This window comes from Yersinia sp. 1652 StPb PI (assembly GCF_041538345.1).
Lineage (GTDB): Bacteria > Pseudomonadota > Gammaproteobacteria > Enterobacterales > Enterobacteriaceae > Yersinia > Yersinia enterocolitica_E.
Genome location: NZ_JAULSM010000002.1, coordinates 405,710 through 421,376 on the forward strand (window position 1 = coordinate 405,710; position 15,667 = coordinate 421,376).

The window sequence follows — 15,667 nt, forward strand, 5'->3', positions numbered from 1 at the left end:
TATACGATTAATGCTGGCAGTGGCGGCAAAAAAACGTGCTGCGCTGCCCATGTTTCGCAATTTCAATCAGATGCCCACAACGGCGACATGGCTCGCCTGCCCGCCCGTACACCTGCAACTCCTGCGCAAAGTAACCAGGCTTACCGTCTGACTGTAGAAAGTCGCGCAATGTAGTGCCCCCCTGCTCAATGGAATGCAGCAACACGGCTTTTATTGTGGCCACTAGCAGTACAATTTCAGCGTTGGTTAATGAACCGGCAGCACGGTCAGGCAAAAGACCCGCGGCAAACAAGGATTCACTGGCGTAAATATTGCCAACCCCAACTACCACTTTATTATCCATCAGCCACTGTTTAATCACGGTGCGCTTATTACGTGATTTATCAAACAGATATTGGGCAGAAAATTCGTCGCTCAGTGGTTCTGGCCCTAAATGTGCTAATACATTGCTGGTTTCAAGGTCTTTTGCCCACAACCAGGCACCAAAGCGCCGTGGGTCGGTATAACGCAATATTTTGCCATTACTGATCACCAAATCGACATGGTCGTGTTTTTCAGCTTCAGTTTCTTCAGATAATATCCGTAAGCTACCTGACATTCCCAGATGGACGATAATCCAGCCAGTTGGCAGTTCTATTAGTAAATACTTGGCCCGACGCTGAACACTGAGCACCGGCTGATCGCTCAAAGCCAGAATTTCATCGGATACCGGCCAACGCAAACGGGCATTTCTAACCACCGCGTAAAGAATGGTTTGGCCGACAAGATAAGGTTCGATCCCGCGTCGGCTGGTCTCAACTTCTGGTAATTCAGGCATGTAACCTCCCTAAACGTATCTCACTGAACTTTATATAATAAAAAACCCGGCCGAAGCCGGGTTTTCATAATCCACCAAAATTAAAATTATTTAATTTTAGCTTCTTTATAGATCACGTGTTGACGGACAACTGGATCGAATTTCTTCAATTCCAATTTTTCCGGCTTAGTACGCTTGTTCTTCGTAGTGGTATAGAAGTGACCAGTACCAGCAGAAGAAACCAGCTTGATCTTCTCGCGAACACCTTTAGCCATGATTCAGTTCCTTAATACTTCTCACCGCGGGCACGAATTTCGGCCAAGACCGTTTCGATACCCTTCTTATCAATAACACGCATACCTTTAGCAGATACACGCAGAGTTACAAAGCGCTTCTCGCCCTCAACCCAAAAACGGTGAGAGTGAAGGTTCGGCAGAAAACGGCGTTTGGTCGCGTTCATTGCGTGGGAACGGTTGTTACCGCTCACCGGGCGCTTGCCAGTAACTTGGCAGACTCGGGACATGTCTATTCTCCAAAAATCAAATCAGCTCGAGCTTCGTATAGGATTTGGCCGCCTCGTCAGGCTTTAGAGCCCATCTCAGCAAATTCACTGAGAAGACTCACTGTCATCAGGTCAGAAACCCCTGCCACCAGGCTATAAACCTGCTGAGATAGGCTCTTCACGCCAAACCCAAGATTCTCAAAGGTGGCGTAGTATACGCTCTGAAGCGTAAGTGCTCAAGTCCCGAACAGCTAAAGATCCTGAAAGGATCAATTATTATTGCTCTAAAGCCATCCCCGTTCAGCAAATGAGACACATTCACCCCGGCCAACCACTAAATGATCGAGCACACGAATATCTAATAATGAGCAGGCTTTTATCACCTGCGTAGTAATCAAACGGTCGGCTTGGCTCGGTTCAGCCTTACCCGAGGGGTGATTATGCGCCAGAATCAGCGCGGCGGCATTAACCTTCAGCGCTTCACGCACAATTTCTCTCGGATGGACCTCAACGCTGCTAATGGTACCAGTAAACATCTCCTCATGGCGAATAACACGATGCTGGTTATCCAAAAACATGACTAAAAAAATCTCTCGTTCGCGGTGGGAAAGAATATTTTGTAGAAACTTTTGGGTAATTTCGGGATTTTGCAGAACACTTTCCCGCATCAGGTGGGATGAAAAGCAACGGCAGGCTAGTTCTGCAATAGCTTGAATTTGGCTGTATTTAGATGCACCAATCCCTTTTTGAGCACATAACGTCTGATAATCCGCCGACATCAGCCCATGAAGTGAGCCAAACTCTTCAATCAGATATTCAGCCATCTGCATTACGTGTACTCCCGGAATACCGGTACGCAGAAAAATAGCGAGTAACTCGGCATCGGTCAGCATGGCTGCACCGTATTTCAGTAATTTCTCCCTTGGGGCTATCTGCCCATACCATTCATCCATCCTTTGGCTCCTGTGATCCCAGAACAGCACGTGCAGCATGACAGAAGGCTTTCTGCCTGGCGAACTCATGATTAAGTGCATGCGAAACGCTTCGCAAATTTGATGATTGATGACATCAAGCGACAGCCCGATAGCTAATCTACTCAGCGGTTATGCTAAAATATTGCCTCTTACAGCTTTCATTCGGACAATCATGATGACGGGACTTTCCGGCAAACATATTGTGCTCGGGATTAGCGGAGGTATTGCCGCGTATAAATCTCCTGAGCTGGTACGCCGCTTGCGCGACAGGGGCGCAGAAGTGCGTGTGGTGATGACGACCGCCGCCAAAGCGTTCATTACGCCGCTCACGTTGCAGGCAGTCTCGGGTTATCCCGTCTCAGATGATTTACTCGATCCGGCGGCAGAAGCCGCCATGGGCCATATTGAGTTAGGTAAATGGGCTGATCTGGTCATCATGGCTCCGGCTACGGCTGATTTACTGGCCCGGGTTGCTGCGGGGATGGCAAATGACCTACTGACCACGGTTTGCCTGGCCACGGCAGCCCCTATTGCGGCTGTTCCGGCCATGAATCAACAGATGTACCGTGCTACGGCCACCCAAACGAACTTGCAGACTCTCGCTAATCGCGGAATGTTGCTGTGGGGGCCGGACAGCGGCAGCCAGGCTTGTGGTGATGTGGGGCCGGGAAGAATGCTGGACCCGCTGGAAATCGTCGCACTGGCAGACAGTCATTTTTCTGCAAAACAAGACCTGCAACATTTGAGTGTCATGATTACCGCAGGGCCAACGCGTGAAGCACTTGATCCGGTGCGCTTTATCAGTAATCAAAGTTCGGGCAAGATGGGCTTCGCAATTGCTCAGGCCGCCGCCGCGAGAGGCGCTAAAGTCACGCTGATTGCAGGCCCGGTGAATCTCTCCACGCCGACGGGTGTTAATCGCATTGATGTTGTCAGTGCTCTTGAGATGCAGCAGGTCGTGCAGAACACCGTAGCCCAGCAGAATATTTTTATTTCTTGTGCTGCGGTAGCGGATTACCGTGCAGAGCAAGTTTCTGATGAGAAAATAAAAAAACAGGGTGATGAGATCACCCTTAAGTTGGTGAAAAACCCGGATATTGTTGCCGGCGTGGCTTCGATGGCTAAAAATCGACCATTTGTGGTTGGATTTGCTGCCGAAACCCAGAATGTGGAAGAATACGCGCGACAAAAACTAGTGCGAAAGAAGCTGGATCTGATTTGCGCTAATGATGTATCGCTCGCAGAGCATGGTTTTAACAGTGATACCAATGCCTTGCACCTTTTTTGGCTGGCTGGAGAGAAACGTTTACCGCTCAGCGATAAACACCTCCTCAGTCAGCGTTTAATAGACGAGATTGTCAGCCGTTATGATGAAAAAAATCGACATTAAAATTCTGGACCCACGTGTTGGCAATGAATTTCCTTTACCAACCTATGCTACAGAAGGTTCTGCCGGGCTGGATTTACGTGCCTGTCTGGACGAGGCAGTTGATTTACTGCCGGGGCAAACCACATTGTTACCTACCGGCTTAGCCATACACATCGGTGATAGTGCTTTAGCCGCCGTCATTCTGCCGCGCTCCGGTTTGGGGCATAAGCATGGCGTGGTATTAGGTAATCTGGTGGGGCTGATTGATTCCGATTATCAAGGGCAATTGATGGTGTCAGTCTGGAACCGTGGTCAACAGGCTTTTACCATCGAACCCGGCGAACGCATCGCTCAGATGGTGTTTGTTCCCGTAGTACAAGCAGAATTCAATTTGGTTGAGGATTTTGACCAAAGTGAACGTGGTACCGGTGGTTTTGGTCATTCTGGGCGCCAATAACCTACCCTAGACCTCAATATCGTAAAAAAGCTATCACATAAGCCGCCGGGGCTTGGTACCCAGTGCGGCCGATATTTGGGTTTTTGTTATTAAGTCATTTTTAGCAAGGGTCTACTCGGACATGGCAGAAAAACAGAATACGAAAAGGAACAGGCGCGAGGAGATTTTGCAGGCTTTAGCGCAGATGCTGGAATCCAGTGATGGCAGCCAACGCATTACTACCGCTAAACTTGCCGCCAATGTGGGGGTTTCTGAAGCAGCGCTTTATCGACATTTCCCCAGTAAAACGCGGATGTTCGATAGCCTGATCGAGTTTATTGAAGATAGTCTGATGTCCCGCATTAATTTGATTCTGCAAGATGAAAAAGAGACGTTTAATCGCCTCCGGCTAATCCTGCTACTGGTATTAGGGTTTGCAGAACGCAACCCCGGCCTGACCCGAATCATGACCGGGCATGCACTGATGTTTGAGCAAGATCGTCTGCAAGGGCGGATTAATCAACTGTTTGAACGTATTGAAGTGCAATTGCGTCAAGTTTTGCGCGAGAAAAAACTGCGTGATGGGCAAGGTTTTATACATGATGAAGCGCTATTGGCGACTCAACTACTGGCATTTTGTGAAGGGATGCTTTCGCGCTTTGTCCGTTCAGAATTCCGCTACCGGCCAACACAAGAGTTTGACGCCCGCTGGCCACTGATTGTGGCGCAGTTGCAATAAACTCAGTCGCGGCAGTCAAAAAACCTATAAAAAAAGGGCCTGATGGCCCTTTTTGCTGGCTTAGCAATACCGTGGCTAGATACCGTATTCTTTGCGATATTCACGCACTGCTGCCAGATGATCAGCCATTTCTGGTTTTTCTTCCAGATAACTTATCACATCACTCAACGTCACAATCGCAATCACTTTGCAGTGATAATCACGTTCAACTTCCTGAATCGCTGAAATCTCACCACGGCCACGTTCCTGACGGTCCAATGAAATCATTACGCCAGCCAGGGTCGCGCCCTGTGCATTGATAATCTCCATTGATTCACGAATAGCAGTACCAGCGGTTATTACATCATCCACCAGCATGACTCGGCCTTGTAACGGGCTACCTACCAGACTGCCGCCTTCCCCGTGATTTTTTGCTTCTTTACGGTTAAAACAGTAAGGCACATCGCGCTCATGATGCTCTGCCAATGCAACAGCCGTCGTCGTCGCAATTGGGATACCTTTGTATGCTGGCCCGAACAACAGATCGAACTCCACACCACAATCTACTAAGGCAGCGGCATAAAAACGCCCGAGTTTTGCCAGATCCAGCCCGGTATTAAACAATCCGGCATTAAAGAAATAGGGGCTAATCCGCCCAGACTTCAGGGTAAATTCGCCAAACTTCAACACCTGCTTGTTAAGCGCAAACTCGATAAAATCGCGCTGATAGGCTTTCATGGGTACTTCTCCTCTCCAGATTGTGACTGTTCTTGTTAACTGCTTTATTAACTGACTCGATACCTAAATTGCAGGCAAAAAAAAGGCGACTAGCAAGTCGCCTTAATCAATTATTGTGCTAACACTGCTTTCTGTGCCTGGAAAATAGTCTCTATTCCCCCACGGGCCAGAGCCAGCAACGACAAGAGTTCTTCGTGACTGAATGGTTCGCCTTCTGCGGTGCCCTGCACCTCAATCATCCGGCCATCTTCCATCATCACCACATTCATATCCGTTTCTGCGGCAGAATCTTCTACATATTCCAGATCGCAAAGGGCCTCGCCTTTAACGATACCGACAGAAACCGCAGCAACCAGACCTTTCATCGGGTTCGCTTTCAATTTACCCGCCGCGACCAGTTTATTCAGTGCATCGGCCAGAGCCACACAAGCACCACTGATTGAAGCAGTACGGGTACCACCATCAGCCTGCAACACATCGCAGTCTAAGGTGATAGTGAACTCACCTAATTTCTTCAAATCAACCGCAGCACGTAAAGAACGGGCAATCAGGCGCTGAATCTCTAAAGTACGGCCACCTTGTTTACCTTTCGCGGCTTCACGGGCATTACGGCTATGAGTAGCACGCGGCAACATGCCATATTCAGCAGTTATCCAGCCCTGCCCTTGGCCTTTGAGAAAGCGCGGAACACCCTCTTCGACCGTGGCGGTACACAATACTTTGGTATCGCCAAACTCAACCAATACTGAACCTTCAGCGTGTTTCGTGTAATTACGGGTCAGGGTGAGTGGGCGGACTTGTTGTGCTGCTCGGTCTGCTGGACGCATGGGCTTTCTCCGGCTTTAAATCGATATTGGTCGCGCATTATACGGCCTTAGTGATGTAATGCCTATCCTGCCTGCGCCTCGGAGGCTATAATCGCTGCATCTTTTCTTTAAAACGGGTACGCAACAATGATCCGCAGCATGACCGCTTACGCTCGGCGTGACATTAAGGGTGAATGGGGTAGCGCAGCCTGGGAGCTGCGTTCCGTTAACCAACGCTATTTAGAAACCTATATTCGCTTACCTGAACAATTTCGCAGTCTGGAACCAGTTATCCGCGAACGCATCCGTGGCCGCTTAACGCGCGGCAAAATCGAGTGCAACCTGCGTTTTGAACTGGATGCCAACGCACAAAGCTCTCTGATCCTTAACGAAAAACTGGCAAAGCAGTTAGTTGAAGCCGGTAACTGGGTCAAAATGCAAAGTGATGAAGGCGAGATAAATCCGGTGGATATTCTGCGCTGGCCGGGTGTCATGGCCGCTGAAGAGCAGGATCTGGACGCAATCAGTACCGAGCTAATGCAAGCATTGGATATCGTGCTGGATGACTTTATCGTTTCCCGCGAAACAGAAGGTGCGGCACTGAAAACCCTTATCGAACAGCGCCTTGATGGTGTTAGTGCGGAAGTGATTAAAGTCCGTGCGCATATGCCAAATATCTTACAGTGGCAACGTGAACGCTTGCTCAATAAGCTGGAAGAAGCGCAAGTCCAACTGGAAAATACCCGTCTGGAGCAGGAATTGGTGCTGATGGCGCAACGTGTCGATGTTGCCGAAGAGCTAGATCGCCTGGAAGCGCACGTTAAAGAAACGCACAATATTCTGAAGAAGAAAGAAGCGGTAGGCCGTCGCCTTGATTTTATGATGCAAGAATTTAACCGCGAGTCGAATACGCTGGCATCAAAGTCTATCAATGCCGACGTGACCAACTCCGCTATCGAACTGAAAGTGCTTATCGAGCAAATGCGCGAGCAGATCCAGAATATCGAGTAAGTTTTAATACATCACAAAAAATGTCTTTAAAGCCCGTGAGATCACGGGCTATTTTCTATTTAATCTGCTGCCATTTCTATAATTACGTTATTCGTAGTATCTAAGGTGATTCATACCTACGACTATCGTAGCGATGAACTCTCCTCGACAACAACGTGATATTTTCAGCCAACGTCTTAAGGATGCCAGTATACTTCGAGGGTTGTCCCAGAAAGGGCTGGGTATTGCTTAGCTTGTTTTTCCCGGATTCTGGCTTTACGGTCAATTAAGTCACCATTTCCATCATAATAGCGTCTCGGCCAGATCTCAGCCGGATGAATATTCAATGCTTTCGCAATCAACCACTCACCTTTCGGCCAAGGGCGGCTCAGCGCATTTGCTAATGTCGATGAAGCTAACCCCGCAACGCGTGAAAGTTTAGCCAATGAAGTATTCTACTTATGTAAAGCGGCAATAATATCCGCATGATGCCAGTCTTTTCTCATGTATCCACCTAACTCTTGGTCGTAAAAAGAGCAGATATACTCGTGAATTTATTTTGAGTTCGATACTACGGATAACGTAGCTTTTATTTTTGTCTGCTGGAGACCATGAATTTGTAGCAAGTACACGTATAAATCGTTACGAGAAAGGTGTACATGAAGCCAGCATGGAGGTAGCCCAACAACTCGCAGATGTGTTGCAAATACCGCTAGCGTACTTCTATACCGCCGACGATGTATTAGCAGACATGATGTTAGCGTTTATGGCATTATCACCAGAAGAAAAAACCATGGTATTGGCATTGGTGAAAAATCGGGGGATAAAATAGCAGAAGGAAGGGAAGATGCAGTTAACCATATTAGTTGATAATAATACCTTGATAGATAAGTACCTTACCGCCGAACCTGGTGTCTGCTACCACTTACGAATTGACGAAAAATCATTTCTTTTTGATACCGGTTACTCCGACGTTTTTCTGAGTAATGCGGCTATTTTAGGCATTAACCTGACAGAGATAGACAGTATTGTCCTTTCTCATGGACATAACGACCATAGCTGGGGGCTAAACCACCTGGCACAGCATCTTGATCGGGTAAACCATCAATATGCCAAGAAAATAAAGATTGTTGCTCATCCCAATGCTTTTCTGCCGAAATACTATGAAGATAAATCTATAGGGGCTAATTTACCGGCGGATGGTTATCCGACGCTTTTCGAACGGGTCGAACAGCCTGGGGTATATTACCTTACCGATAATTTACTCTTTTTAGGGGAGATTGCGCGTAACAACGATTTCGAAGGGCTAGAGCCTATTGGCGAAACTGTCGATTGCTGCGGCCATAAAGTTGAAGATTTTGTTACCGATGATAGTGCAATGGTTTATACCAGCCCTGAAGGTATCGTAATAATCACGGGCTGCTCTCACTCTGGCATCTGCAATATTATCGATTATGCTATTAAAGTTACCAGCGATAAACGTGTGCGTGCAGTTATTGGCGGCTTTCATTTATTAAATGCCAGTAGTGATATTCTATCCAGAACATCTGACTATTTTAAACAACTCAATGCTAAAGCAGTTTATCCCTGCCACTGTACTGATCTTAAAGCCAAAATAGCCCTAGCTAATGCAGTTAATATTGAAGAGGTCGGCGTTGGCATGATACTGAACTTTTAGTAATTAAAGTGCCCAATTTGAGCAGTAATAACGAGAATCATCTGATTATTATAATTCCATAATATTTGTAAGTGTTTGTGTATGGCAAGAGGTTTAAAGCTAATGCATAATCCCTGCTGGAATTTTAACGCTCAAATAAGAAGGATTTCGTAATGCTTAAGAATGTACTTTTTTTCGATGCTTTGCTAACACCAAAAATTCTTACTGGTTTATATTGGCTTTTACTGGTGCTCATCATTATTTCCGGCGTATTTGTAATGATAAATACCAGCGTCATCGGCGGCTTTTTTAGCATCCTTGCTGGTGGCCTTACTTCTCGAATCTGTTTTGAAATGATCATGATCGCATTCAAAAACAATGAATATCTGAAAAGAATCGCAGAAAAACCATAATTAGGATTTGGGTATTCTTACTTCATTTGAAATGGAATACCCTAATTGCTCACCATTTTGCTGTTGTAGTGATGTTAACCCGCCCAAAGTCACACTTCTCTCTCTCGAACAAGCGGCTCTTCTTCATTATTTTATCAATTAAAATCTTTTGTATAAATCAATGTAACAATATAAAAAATATGATGTTTTTTTATTTTTTCCATGCTTACCTTTCTTCTTATGCCACAATTTGAGAGCAGAAAGGGCATTTAATATGTTTATGACTACTATCTAATATCAGGTATGAAGAAATTACACATATACTTTATTGGTTGGTCGGGCTAGACAGGGTCGTTTTATAAGGGCCAGAATTACCACCATCACAGGGTAAGCCAGAAATAGCGTTGCTTAAATTTTCTGGCTTAGGTAAGTAAAAGACACATATACACTTTTAGGGGATCGCGTATGTTCGAAGACCAAAACACATCGATCCTTGATACCTATTTTGGTACCCATAGTCCTTTTTGGCGACTGGCTTTTGATAGTCAAGCTTTAGAGTTGTCAGCGATTAAAGGGACTACAAATATTGCTATTCCCCTTAATTCAGTTCAAACAATGAAAATTCGGGGCTTAACCGGCATTACTGCCAGTTTAGATATTGAAATCGAGATTTATGGTAACCCACTTCATTTACATCTGGTGGGCCGTAAAGTTAATGACAAAGAATGGGGCGGAACTGCTTCTGCGTACGCGGATACTGAATCAGTAGCGCGCGATTTAGTAATGGGGCTTTCCTTTGCAGAACAAGTGGTTTCTGAGGCTAACTCAGTCATTGTGATTCTCGATAAAGATGGTTATGTACAGCGTTTCAATCACCTTAGCGAAGAATATACTGGTAAAAAAGAACAAGATGTCATTGGTAAAAATGTTTACGACTTGTTTATGACAGCCAAAGAGGGAGCCTCATCACGTAAAAATATTGAGGGCTTCTTCCAGCGCGGTGCATCTTACGAAGTTGAGCGTTGGGTTAATACCGTAAAAGGAAAACGTCTCTTTTTATTCCGCAATAAGTTTGTTCACAGTGGCAGTGGCAAAAACGAGCGTTACCTTATCTGTTCTGGTACCGATATTACTAAAGAAAGGCGTGCTCAAGAGCGTTTGCGGATTTTGGCTAATACCGACATGATTACTGGCCTGCCTAATCGCCACGCTATTCATGAACGCATTAATAGCGCGATCCTAACTCGTGGTGATTCTTCGGTGGGGATTATTTACCTCGATCTCGATAATTTTAAAAAAGTGAACGACCATTACGGTCATATGTTTGGTGATCGCTTACTGAAAGATGTCTCACTCGCCATTTTAAGTTGTTTGGGTGAAAGTGAAATGCTTGCCCGGTTAGGCGGTGATGAGTTTATTGTTCTGGTCGAGAATGCCTCGATGAGCTTACTGGAGGCAACTACACAGCGTATTCTCAACCGCATGAAATTGCCCTTCCGGGTAGGATTGATTGAAGTATATACCGGGTGCTCTATCGGGATAGCACTGTGCCCTGAACATGGCGATACACTAGAGAATATTATCCGTAGCGCAGATACTGCCATGTACACCGCAAAAGAACATGGAAAACAGACCTATTCGATTTTTTCACAAGAGATGAATAAGAAAGTATCTGAATACGTCTGGCTAGATACCAATTTACGTAAGGGTTTAGAACAACATCAATTACAAGTTTTTTACCAACCCAAGATATCTGCCAAAACGGGTAAAGTTCATAGTGTCGAAGCATTAGTCCGATGGTTATCACCTGAGCGTGGTTTAATCGCCCCACTTGAATTTATCTCCTATGCCGAAGAATCCGGGTTGATCGGACCATTGGGAAAATGGGTACTGCAAACCTCAATGCAACAAGCGGTAGATTGGAAAAAACGTGGAATTAACTTGCGGGTGGCGGTCAATGTGTCCGCCAGGCAATTAATTGATGAAGCTATCGTAACCAGTTTTATTGAGTCTCTTGAATCCAGCGAATTAGAATCAAGTTTGGTTGATGTTGAATTAACCGAAAGTTGCTTAATTGATGATGAAGATGCAGCCATCAATATCATGAAACAACTACGTCACTTGGGTGCTCAGGTTCATTTGGATGACTTCGGCACTGGCTATTCTTCACTTTCTCAATTGGCCCGTATCCCTATTGATGCCATTAAATTGGATCAAAGTTTTGTTCGTGATATTGATAATAATCCTATTTCACAATCTCTGGTTAAAGCCATTATCGTTGTCGCTGAGGCACTTAAAATGCGGGTGATTGCCGAAGGTGTGGAAACTAAAGGGGAAGAAGAATTCCTGGATTCTATTGGCATTGATGAAAAGCAGGGATTTCTTTACGCCAAACCAATGCCCGCAGATGAACTGGAGCATTGGCTGGTAACACAACACCCTCACCTTTCATTGGATTAGGTGCATAACGTTATATTGCTTTTGGCATTGCCGAAGTATGCCGGTCTTGTAACGTAACCAACCGTTCGATATAGGCAATATCTTTCGGCTCAATAGAAAATGCAGAATCAACCCAATCCTCAGTGATATCCATCAGTTCTGAACGCGTTAATTGTAAAACACGTTGCCGGACCCTAATCATCGCTCTCATACCATTTAACTTCGGCCTGATCGTATCTATAAAGGTGCGAGTAGCAAGATAAGCATCTCCCGGCTGAAATAACTTATCAACTAAGCCACGACTCTCATACCATTCCGCTGCATGAGACTCACCCGTCCAAATCAATTGTTCAGCTACCCTCATTCCTGCTTTTCTGGCAACAAGCGAATACCCCCCCATACCAGGAAATAGATTAAATGCAATTTCTGGGAATCCCATTCTGGCTGTAGTTTGTGCCAGAACAAAATGATGGGCTAATGCTGCCTCAAAGCCGCCACCTAACGCGCTGCCCTCAATCATCGCAATAGAGATAGCACCAGTATCAAAGCCACGGGAAGCCGCATGAACACAATCTACGCATGCACGCGCATATGCCATTAACGCTTCTCGTTTGCGGTTTTTGATCATATGCGCGAAAAAGTTTAAGTCCCCCCCTACATTAAACATATTGGGCACCACCGAACCTGTCACCCAAAAATCAAAAGGTAACTTTGATTCTTTAGCGGCTTGCGCGAGTGTCATAATATTTTCAATTAATTCCAGATTAAAACAAGGGCGCGGATGAGCGCGCAACAACATCCACATGGTATTACGCTCTTCTTCGTAATAGGCCGATATTTGAGATAAGTGGCCAGCCTCAGTAAAAGGGCGGCAGCTAGGAAGATTAATCATATTCATATTCCATCCAATGAGTTAGTTAAACACAAATAGTGCTATTTCTGCCGTATCCTCCTTGAGGAAGCGCTAAACTTGCCGGAGTGATGGCAACTTAAGCTGGCAGATAAATAGTGAGTCACCCAATGGATAAATGATGAGAAAAGCAGTAAAAATTTTAACAATACGCATGTTTAGAGCTGTGTTAAGGCGCTAAATAGAATATATATTGCCAAGGCGATAGAATTTCAGATGAAAAAAGCCTGCCATTATGGATAAAATACTGGCTGAACTTTATCCCTGACGGATTTTTTATGCTGCAAATTCTGCACTTTCTTTTAGCATTGATGACTATTGCAATACTGGCGTTGTTAGCCAGTCGTGACCGAAAAAATATTAGACTGCGCTATATTTTTCAGTTATTGGTTTTAGAAATTGCACTGGCTTATTTCTTTTTACACTCAGAAAATGGCCTGGGTGCGATAAAGTATTTTGCTGGATTATTCGAAACACTGATGAAATTTGCCTCAGTCGGTACTAGTTTTGTTTTTGGCGGAATGAACGAACAAGGCTTAGCATTTATATTCATGAACGTTCTTTGCCCGATCATTTTCGTTTCTGCACTGATTGGGATTTTACAGCACTTTCGCATATTGCCACTCATCATACGGGTGGTGGGCACGTTGTTATCCAAAGTAAATGGCATGGGGAAACTGGAGTCTTTCAATGCCGTAAGTACATTGATTTTGGGACAATCAGAGAATTTTATTGCTTACAAAGGGATTATTGCTGATATATCACCACGTAGAATGTACACCATGGCAGCAACGGCGATGTCAACAGTGTCCATGTCGATTGTAAGCGCTTATATGACTATGCTTGAGCCAAAATTTGTAGTAACTGCATTAATATTGAATATGTTTAGTACTTTTATTGTTCTTTCTATTATTAATCCTTACCCTGTTACTGAAGAACCCGAATTAAAGCTAAACAAACTTCATGAAGACCAAAGTTTTTTTGAGATGTTGGGGGAATATATTCTGGCTGGTTTTAAAATCGCTATGATTATAGCCGCGATGTTAATCGGGTTTATTGCCATAATTTCTGCTATTAATGCTTTATTTAGTAGCTTATTCAACATCAGTTTCCAGGAAGTGCTGGGATATCTATTTTATCCACTTGCTCTGCTGATTGGCATTCCTACTCAGGATGCGTTACAGGCGGGGAGTATTATGGCTACCAAACTGGTGGCAAATGAGTTCGTTGCCATGATTGAATTAAAGAAAGTAGCAGCCGAAATGTCTCCACGTGGCTTAGGCATTCTTTCTGTCTTTTTAGTATCTTTTGCTAACTTTGCCTCAATTGGTATTGTTGCTGGTGCCATCAAAGGGCTGAATGAGCAACAAGGGAATATCGTTTCACGATTCGGATTAAAATTAGTCTATGGTTCAACCTTGGTCAGTTTACTTTCTGCCGCCGTTGCAGGACTTATTTTGTAATAAGGTAAGCTTTCATTCTAAGCCAAAAATAGGACTATCAGCCTTTTATCTCTCGTAAATTGGAGATAAAAGGCTTGAAATGAATGTTAGAAATCTACGCACACAGTAGTATCAACTCGCATGACAGATTCTTGTGAAAACTGCTGTTTATAGCGGGAGCGCAGAGCTTCAATGGCGTCTTCTTTGCCATCTTTATGAATAAGGACTAATGCCTTACTGCTTTCTTTGGCAACTTTCCCATTATTTCCTAACCATTGCCCCTTGGCATCGATTACGGTCAAGCCTTCATTGAAGCGGCTAGTCACATCATTATCGACAAAAGACTGCCATTCAGTGATAGAAATAGCGGGGCCATGAGGCCGATTCAAACCGAAGTAGAGTGTGGTTTGTGTCATTGACTCACCTTTAATACAGGCCGGAGGTACAACTTTCACCGCTACTGTGTTTGCATGACCAGCGCTATCAACACAACCGCTCAGTAATACCCCGATAGCAACCATACCGGCAAACAATGCCCCACGATAACGCAACGGATTAACACGATTGTCCATGAACAAATCTCACTGAAATAAAAGATAAAAACTACCATCCCCTGAATGACTCTGCAATCACGCAAGAGGATCATACAAGCGTACTGATGTACTCTCTCAGAGTTTTAACCTGCCATTTTTACCCTACAATTATTCATGCTTAATTATTAACAAATTCTTTTTTTATTTATATTTATTAGATATATAATTAATAAATTGATTAGTTAAAGTAATCTTAAATATATGACTTAGAAAATCTCAGTCGCGACAACCAGCCTTAGTCACTACTCTGCGGCCTTTACTGCCCTTAAGAAATTTGATTCATTATGCTACTCAGTGTTCTTTATATTATTGGTATTACAGCTGAAGCCATGACCGGGGCACTGGCTGCAGGCCGCCGTCAAATGGATATGTTTGGTGTCATTATTATTGCATCTGCAACGGCAATTGGTGGTGGTTCAGTCCGAGATATGCTGCTGGGCCATTATCCGCTGGGTTGGGTTAAACACCCGGAATACATTGTTATTGTGGCCGTTGCTGCAATCGTCACAACTTGGATGGCGCCACTAATGAAGCATTTACGCCATTTGTTTTTGGTGCTTGATGCAATTGGGCTGATCGTTTTCTCTATTATTGGGGCACAAATCGCTCTTGATATGGGCCACAGTACGATAATTGCCGCCATTGCGGCCGTCATTACCGGCGTTTTTGGCGGCGTCCTGCGCGATATGTTCTGTAACAGTATCCCCTTGGTATTCCAGAAAGAAATCTATGCTGGTATCTCATTCGCTGCCGCCTGGATCTACATTGCTCTGCAATACACACAACTGTCACATAATTGGGTTGTTATCATTACACTCGTCACCGGGCTAAGTGCACGACTGTTAGCATTACGATTCCGGCTGGGCCTGCCAATCTTCAAATATGAGCATTCAGAGCATTAAGTC

The 15,667-nt window shown here is 44.8% G+C and carries 19 protein-coding genes; 10 read left to right on the forward strand and 9 right to left on the reverse strand.

Annotation, left to right across the window (positions count from 1 at the left end):
• Nucleotides 1–7 precede the first annotated feature (7 nt).
• The 4 genes from mutM to radC all read right to left on the reverse strand — a co-directional run bounded on the left by mutM (nucleotide 8) and on the right by radC (nucleotide 2,251).
• A complete protein-coding gene (mutM, locus tag Q2T71_RS18470) occupies nucleotides 8–817 on the reverse strand; it encodes a bifunctional DNA-formamidopyrimidine glycosylase/DNA-(apurinic or apyrimidinic site) lyase (protein ID WP_372560143.1) in 810 nt (269 codons plus the stop codon).
• 86 nt (nucleotides 818–903) lie between these two features.
• Nucleotides 904–1,071 carry a 50S ribosomal protein L33 gene (gene rpmG / locus Q2T71_RS18475; protein ID WP_004392084.1) on the reverse strand — a complete coding sequence of 56 codons (168 nt, stop codon included), beginning with the start codon at nucleotides 1,069–1,071 and terminating at the stop codon, nucleotides 904–906.
• A gap of 11 nt (nucleotides 1,072–1,082) precedes the next feature.
• Entirely contained in the window at nucleotides 1,083–1,319 is a 237-nt protein-coding gene (gene rpmB, locus Q2T71_RS18480) for a 50S ribosomal protein L28 (RefSeq protein ID WP_005164747.1), read from the reverse strand.
• Between the two features lie 263 nt (nucleotides 1,320–1,582).
• Entirely contained in the window at nucleotides 1,583–2,251 is a 669-nt protein-coding gene (gene radC, locus Q2T71_RS18485; protein ID WP_083161712.1) for a DNA repair protein RadC, read from the reverse strand.
• Between the two features lie 193 nt (nucleotides 2,252–2,444).
• Here radC and coaBC point away from each other — a divergent pair, with 193 nt between their 5' ends.
• From coaBC to slmA, 3 genes are all read left to right on the forward strand, one after another.
• The gene (gene coaBC / locus Q2T71_RS18490) at nucleotides 2,445–3,662 is read left to right on the forward strand and encodes a bifunctional phosphopantothenoylcysteine decarboxylase/phosphopantothenate--cysteine ligase CoaBC (protein WP_372560144.1); all 1,218 of its coding nucleotides are present in this window, start codon (nucleotides 2,445–2,447) and stop codon (nucleotides 3,660–3,662) included.
• Entirely contained in the window at nucleotides 3,640–4,098 is a 459-nt protein-coding gene (gene dut, locus Q2T71_RS18495; RefSeq protein ID WP_042568893.1) for a dUTP diphosphatase, read from the forward strand. Before coaBC ends, dut begins: the two co-directional genes overlap by 23 nt.
• A gap of 121 nt (nucleotides 4,099–4,219) precedes the next feature.
• Nucleotides 4,220–4,816 (forward strand): nucleoid occlusion factor SlmA, encoded by a 597-nt coding sequence (slmA, locus tag Q2T71_RS18500; RefSeq protein WP_005191076.1) that lies wholly within the window; start codon nucleotides 4,220–4,222, stop codon nucleotides 4,814–4,816.
• Nucleotides 4,817–4,891: 75 nt separating this feature from the next.
• Here slmA and pyrE read toward each other — a convergent pair whose 3' ends face one another.
• Both pyrE and rph read right to left on the reverse strand, forming a co-directional pair.
• The gene (gene pyrE / locus Q2T71_RS18505; protein ID WP_083161707.1) at nucleotides 4,892–5,533 is read right to left on the reverse strand and encodes an orotate phosphoribosyltransferase; all 642 of its coding nucleotides are present in this window, start codon (nucleotides 5,531–5,533) and stop codon (nucleotides 4,892–4,894) included.
• A 110-nt stretch (nucleotides 5,534–5,643) separates the two neighbouring features.
• Nucleotides 5,644–6,360, reverse strand: a complete 717-nt coding sequence (gene rph / locus Q2T71_RS18510) for a ribonuclease PH (RefSeq protein ID WP_083161705.1) — start codon at nucleotides 6,358–6,360, stop codon at nucleotides 5,644–5,646.
• Nucleotides 6,361–6,486: 126 nt separating this feature from the next.
• Between rph and Q2T71_RS18515 the strand changes: the two genes are divergently transcribed.
• Nucleotides 6,487–7,350, forward strand: coding sequence for a YicC/YloC family endoribonuclease (locus Q2T71_RS18515; protein ID WP_005191086.1), 864 nt, complete (start codon nucleotides 6,487–6,489; stop codon nucleotides 7,348–7,350).
• Nucleotides 7,351–7,526: 176 nt separating this feature from the next.
• On the opposite strand, the gene Q2T71_RS18520 is transcribed toward Q2T71_RS18515, so the two are convergent.
• Complete coding sequence (locus Q2T71_RS18520; RefSeq protein WP_372560145.1) at nucleotides 7,527–7,775, reverse strand: helix-turn-helix domain-containing protein; 249 nt, start codon at nucleotides 7,773–7,775, stop codon at nucleotides 7,527–7,529.
• A gap of 149 nt (nucleotides 7,776–7,924) precedes the next feature.
• On the opposite strand from Q2T71_RS18520, the gene Q2T71_RS18525 reads away from it, so the two are divergent.
• The 4 genes from Q2T71_RS18525 (at nucleotide 7,925) to pdeR (ending at nucleotide 11,838) form a co-directional block, all read left to right on the forward strand.
• Nucleotides 7,925–8,161 (forward strand): helix-turn-helix domain-containing protein, encoded by a 237-nt coding sequence (locus Q2T71_RS18525; RefSeq protein ID WP_372560146.1) that lies wholly within the window; start codon nucleotides 7,925–7,927, stop codon nucleotides 8,159–8,161.
• Nucleotides 8,162–8,176: 15 nt separating this feature from the next.
• Complete coding sequence (locus Q2T71_RS18530) at nucleotides 8,177–9,007, forward strand: MBL fold metallo-hydrolase (protein WP_372560147.1); 831 nt, start codon at nucleotides 8,177–8,179, stop codon at nucleotides 9,005–9,007.
• Between the two features lie 152 nt (nucleotides 9,008–9,159).
• A complete protein-coding gene (locus Q2T71_RS18535; RefSeq protein ID WP_083161672.1) occupies nucleotides 9,160–9,399 on the forward strand; it encodes a DUF4282 domain-containing protein in 240 nt (79 codons plus the stop codon).
• Nucleotides 9,400–9,843: 444 nt separating this feature from the next.
• A complete protein-coding gene (gene pdeR, locus Q2T71_RS18540) occupies nucleotides 9,844–11,838 on the forward strand; it encodes a cyclic di-GMP phosphodiesterase (protein ID WP_372560148.1) in 1,995 nt (664 codons plus the stop codon).
• Between the two features lie 10 nt (nucleotides 11,839–11,848).
• On the opposite strand, the gene Q2T71_RS18545 is transcribed toward pdeR, so the two are convergent.
• Nucleotides 11,849–12,715, reverse strand: a complete 867-nt coding sequence (locus Q2T71_RS18545; protein ID WP_102970503.1) for a crotonase/enoyl-CoA hydratase family protein — start codon at nucleotides 12,713–12,715, stop codon at nucleotides 11,849–11,851.
• A 290-nt stretch (nucleotides 12,716–13,005) separates the two neighbouring features.
• Between Q2T71_RS18545 and Q2T71_RS18550 the strand changes: the two genes are divergently transcribed.
• Nucleotides 13,006–14,190 (forward strand): NupC/NupG family nucleoside CNT transporter, encoded by a 1,185-nt coding sequence (locus Q2T71_RS18550; protein WP_083161668.1) that lies wholly within the window; start codon nucleotides 13,006–13,008, stop codon nucleotides 14,188–14,190.
• An 86-nt stretch (nucleotides 14,191–14,276) separates the two neighbouring features.
• On the opposite strand, the gene Q2T71_RS18555 is transcribed toward Q2T71_RS18550, so the two are convergent.
• The gene (locus Q2T71_RS18555; protein ID WP_372560149.1) at nucleotides 14,277–14,741 is read right to left on the reverse strand and encodes a DUF3574 domain-containing protein; all 465 of its coding nucleotides are present in this window, start codon (nucleotides 14,739–14,741) and stop codon (nucleotides 14,277–14,279) included.
• Nucleotides 14,742–15,046: 305 nt separating this feature from the next.
• Here Q2T71_RS18555 and Q2T71_RS18560 point away from each other — a divergent pair, with 305 nt between their 5' ends.
• Complete coding sequence (locus Q2T71_RS18560; protein ID WP_372560150.1) at nucleotides 15,047–15,664, forward strand: trimeric intracellular cation channel family protein; 618 nt, start codon at nucleotides 15,047–15,049, stop codon at nucleotides 15,662–15,664.
• Nucleotides 15,665–15,667: the final 3 nt, after the last annotated feature.

What these genes read in the sequence shown, in the direction of transcription:
- slmA (WP_005191076.1), top strand. Translation starts at nt 4,220, where the DNA reads ATGGCAGAAAAACAGAATACGAAAAGGAACAGGCGCGAGGAGATTTTG.
- Q2T71_RS18555 (WP_372560149.1), bottom strand. Translation starts at nt 14,741, where the DNA reads ATGGACAATCGTGTTAATCCGTTGCGTTATCGTGGGGCATTGTTTGCC.
- rph (WP_083161705.1), bottom strand. Translation starts at nt 6,360, where the DNA reads ATGCGTCCAGCAGACCGAGCAGCACAACAAGTCCGCCCACTCACCCTG.
- radC (WP_083161712.1), bottom strand. Translation starts at nt 2,251, where the DNA reads ATGGATGAATGGTATGGGCAGATAGCCCCAAGGGAGAAATTACTGAAA.
- rpmB (WP_005164747.1), bottom strand. Translation starts at nt 1,319, where the DNA reads ATGTCCCGAGTCTGCCAAGTTACTGGCAAGCGCCCGGTGAGCGGTAAC.
- Q2T71_RS18535 (WP_083161672.1), top strand. Translation starts at nt 9,160, where the DNA reads ATGCTTAAGAATGTACTTTTTTTCGATGCTTTGCTAACACCAAAAATT.
- mutM (WP_372560143.1), bottom strand. Translation starts at nt 817, where the DNA reads ATGCCTGAATTACCAGAAGTTGAGACCAGCCGACGCGGGATCGAACCT.
- coaBC (WP_372560144.1), top strand. Translation starts at nt 2,445, where the DNA reads ATGATGACGGGACTTTCCGGCAAACATATTGTGCTCGGGATTAGCGGA.
- pdeR (WP_372560148.1), top strand. Translation starts at nt 9,844, where the DNA reads ATGTTCGAAGACCAAAACACATCGATCCTTGATACCTATTTTGGTACC.
- dut (WP_042568893.1), top strand. Translation starts at nt 3,640, where the DNA reads ATGATGAAAAAAATCGACATTAAAATTCTGGACCCACGTGTTGGCAAT.
- Q2T71_RS18550 (WP_083161668.1), top strand. Translation starts at nt 13,006, where the DNA reads ATGCTGCAAATTCTGCACTTTCTTTTAGCATTGATGACTATTGCAATA.
- pyrE (WP_083161707.1), bottom strand. Translation starts at nt 5,533, where the DNA reads ATGAAAGCCTATCAGCGCGATTTTATCGAGTTTGCGCTTAACAAGCAG.
- Q2T71_RS18515 (WP_005191086.1), top strand. Translation starts at nt 6,487, where the DNA reads ATGATCCGCAGCATGACCGCTTACGCTCGGCGTGACATTAAGGGTGAA.
- Q2T71_RS18545 (WP_102970503.1), bottom strand. Translation starts at nt 12,715, where the DNA reads ATGAATATGATTAATCTTCCTAGCTGCCGCCCTTTTACTGAGGCTGGC.
- rpmG (WP_004392084.1), bottom strand. Translation starts at nt 1,071, where the DNA reads ATGGCTAAAGGTGTTCGCGAGAAGATCAAGCTGGTTTCTTCTGCTGGT.
- Q2T71_RS18560 (WP_372560150.1), top strand. Translation starts at nt 15,047, where the DNA reads ATGCTACTCAGTGTTCTTTATATTATTGGTATTACAGCTGAAGCCATG.
- Q2T71_RS18530 (WP_372560147.1), top strand. Translation starts at nt 8,177, where the DNA reads ATGCAGTTAACCATATTAGTTGATAATAATACCTTGATAGATAAGTAC.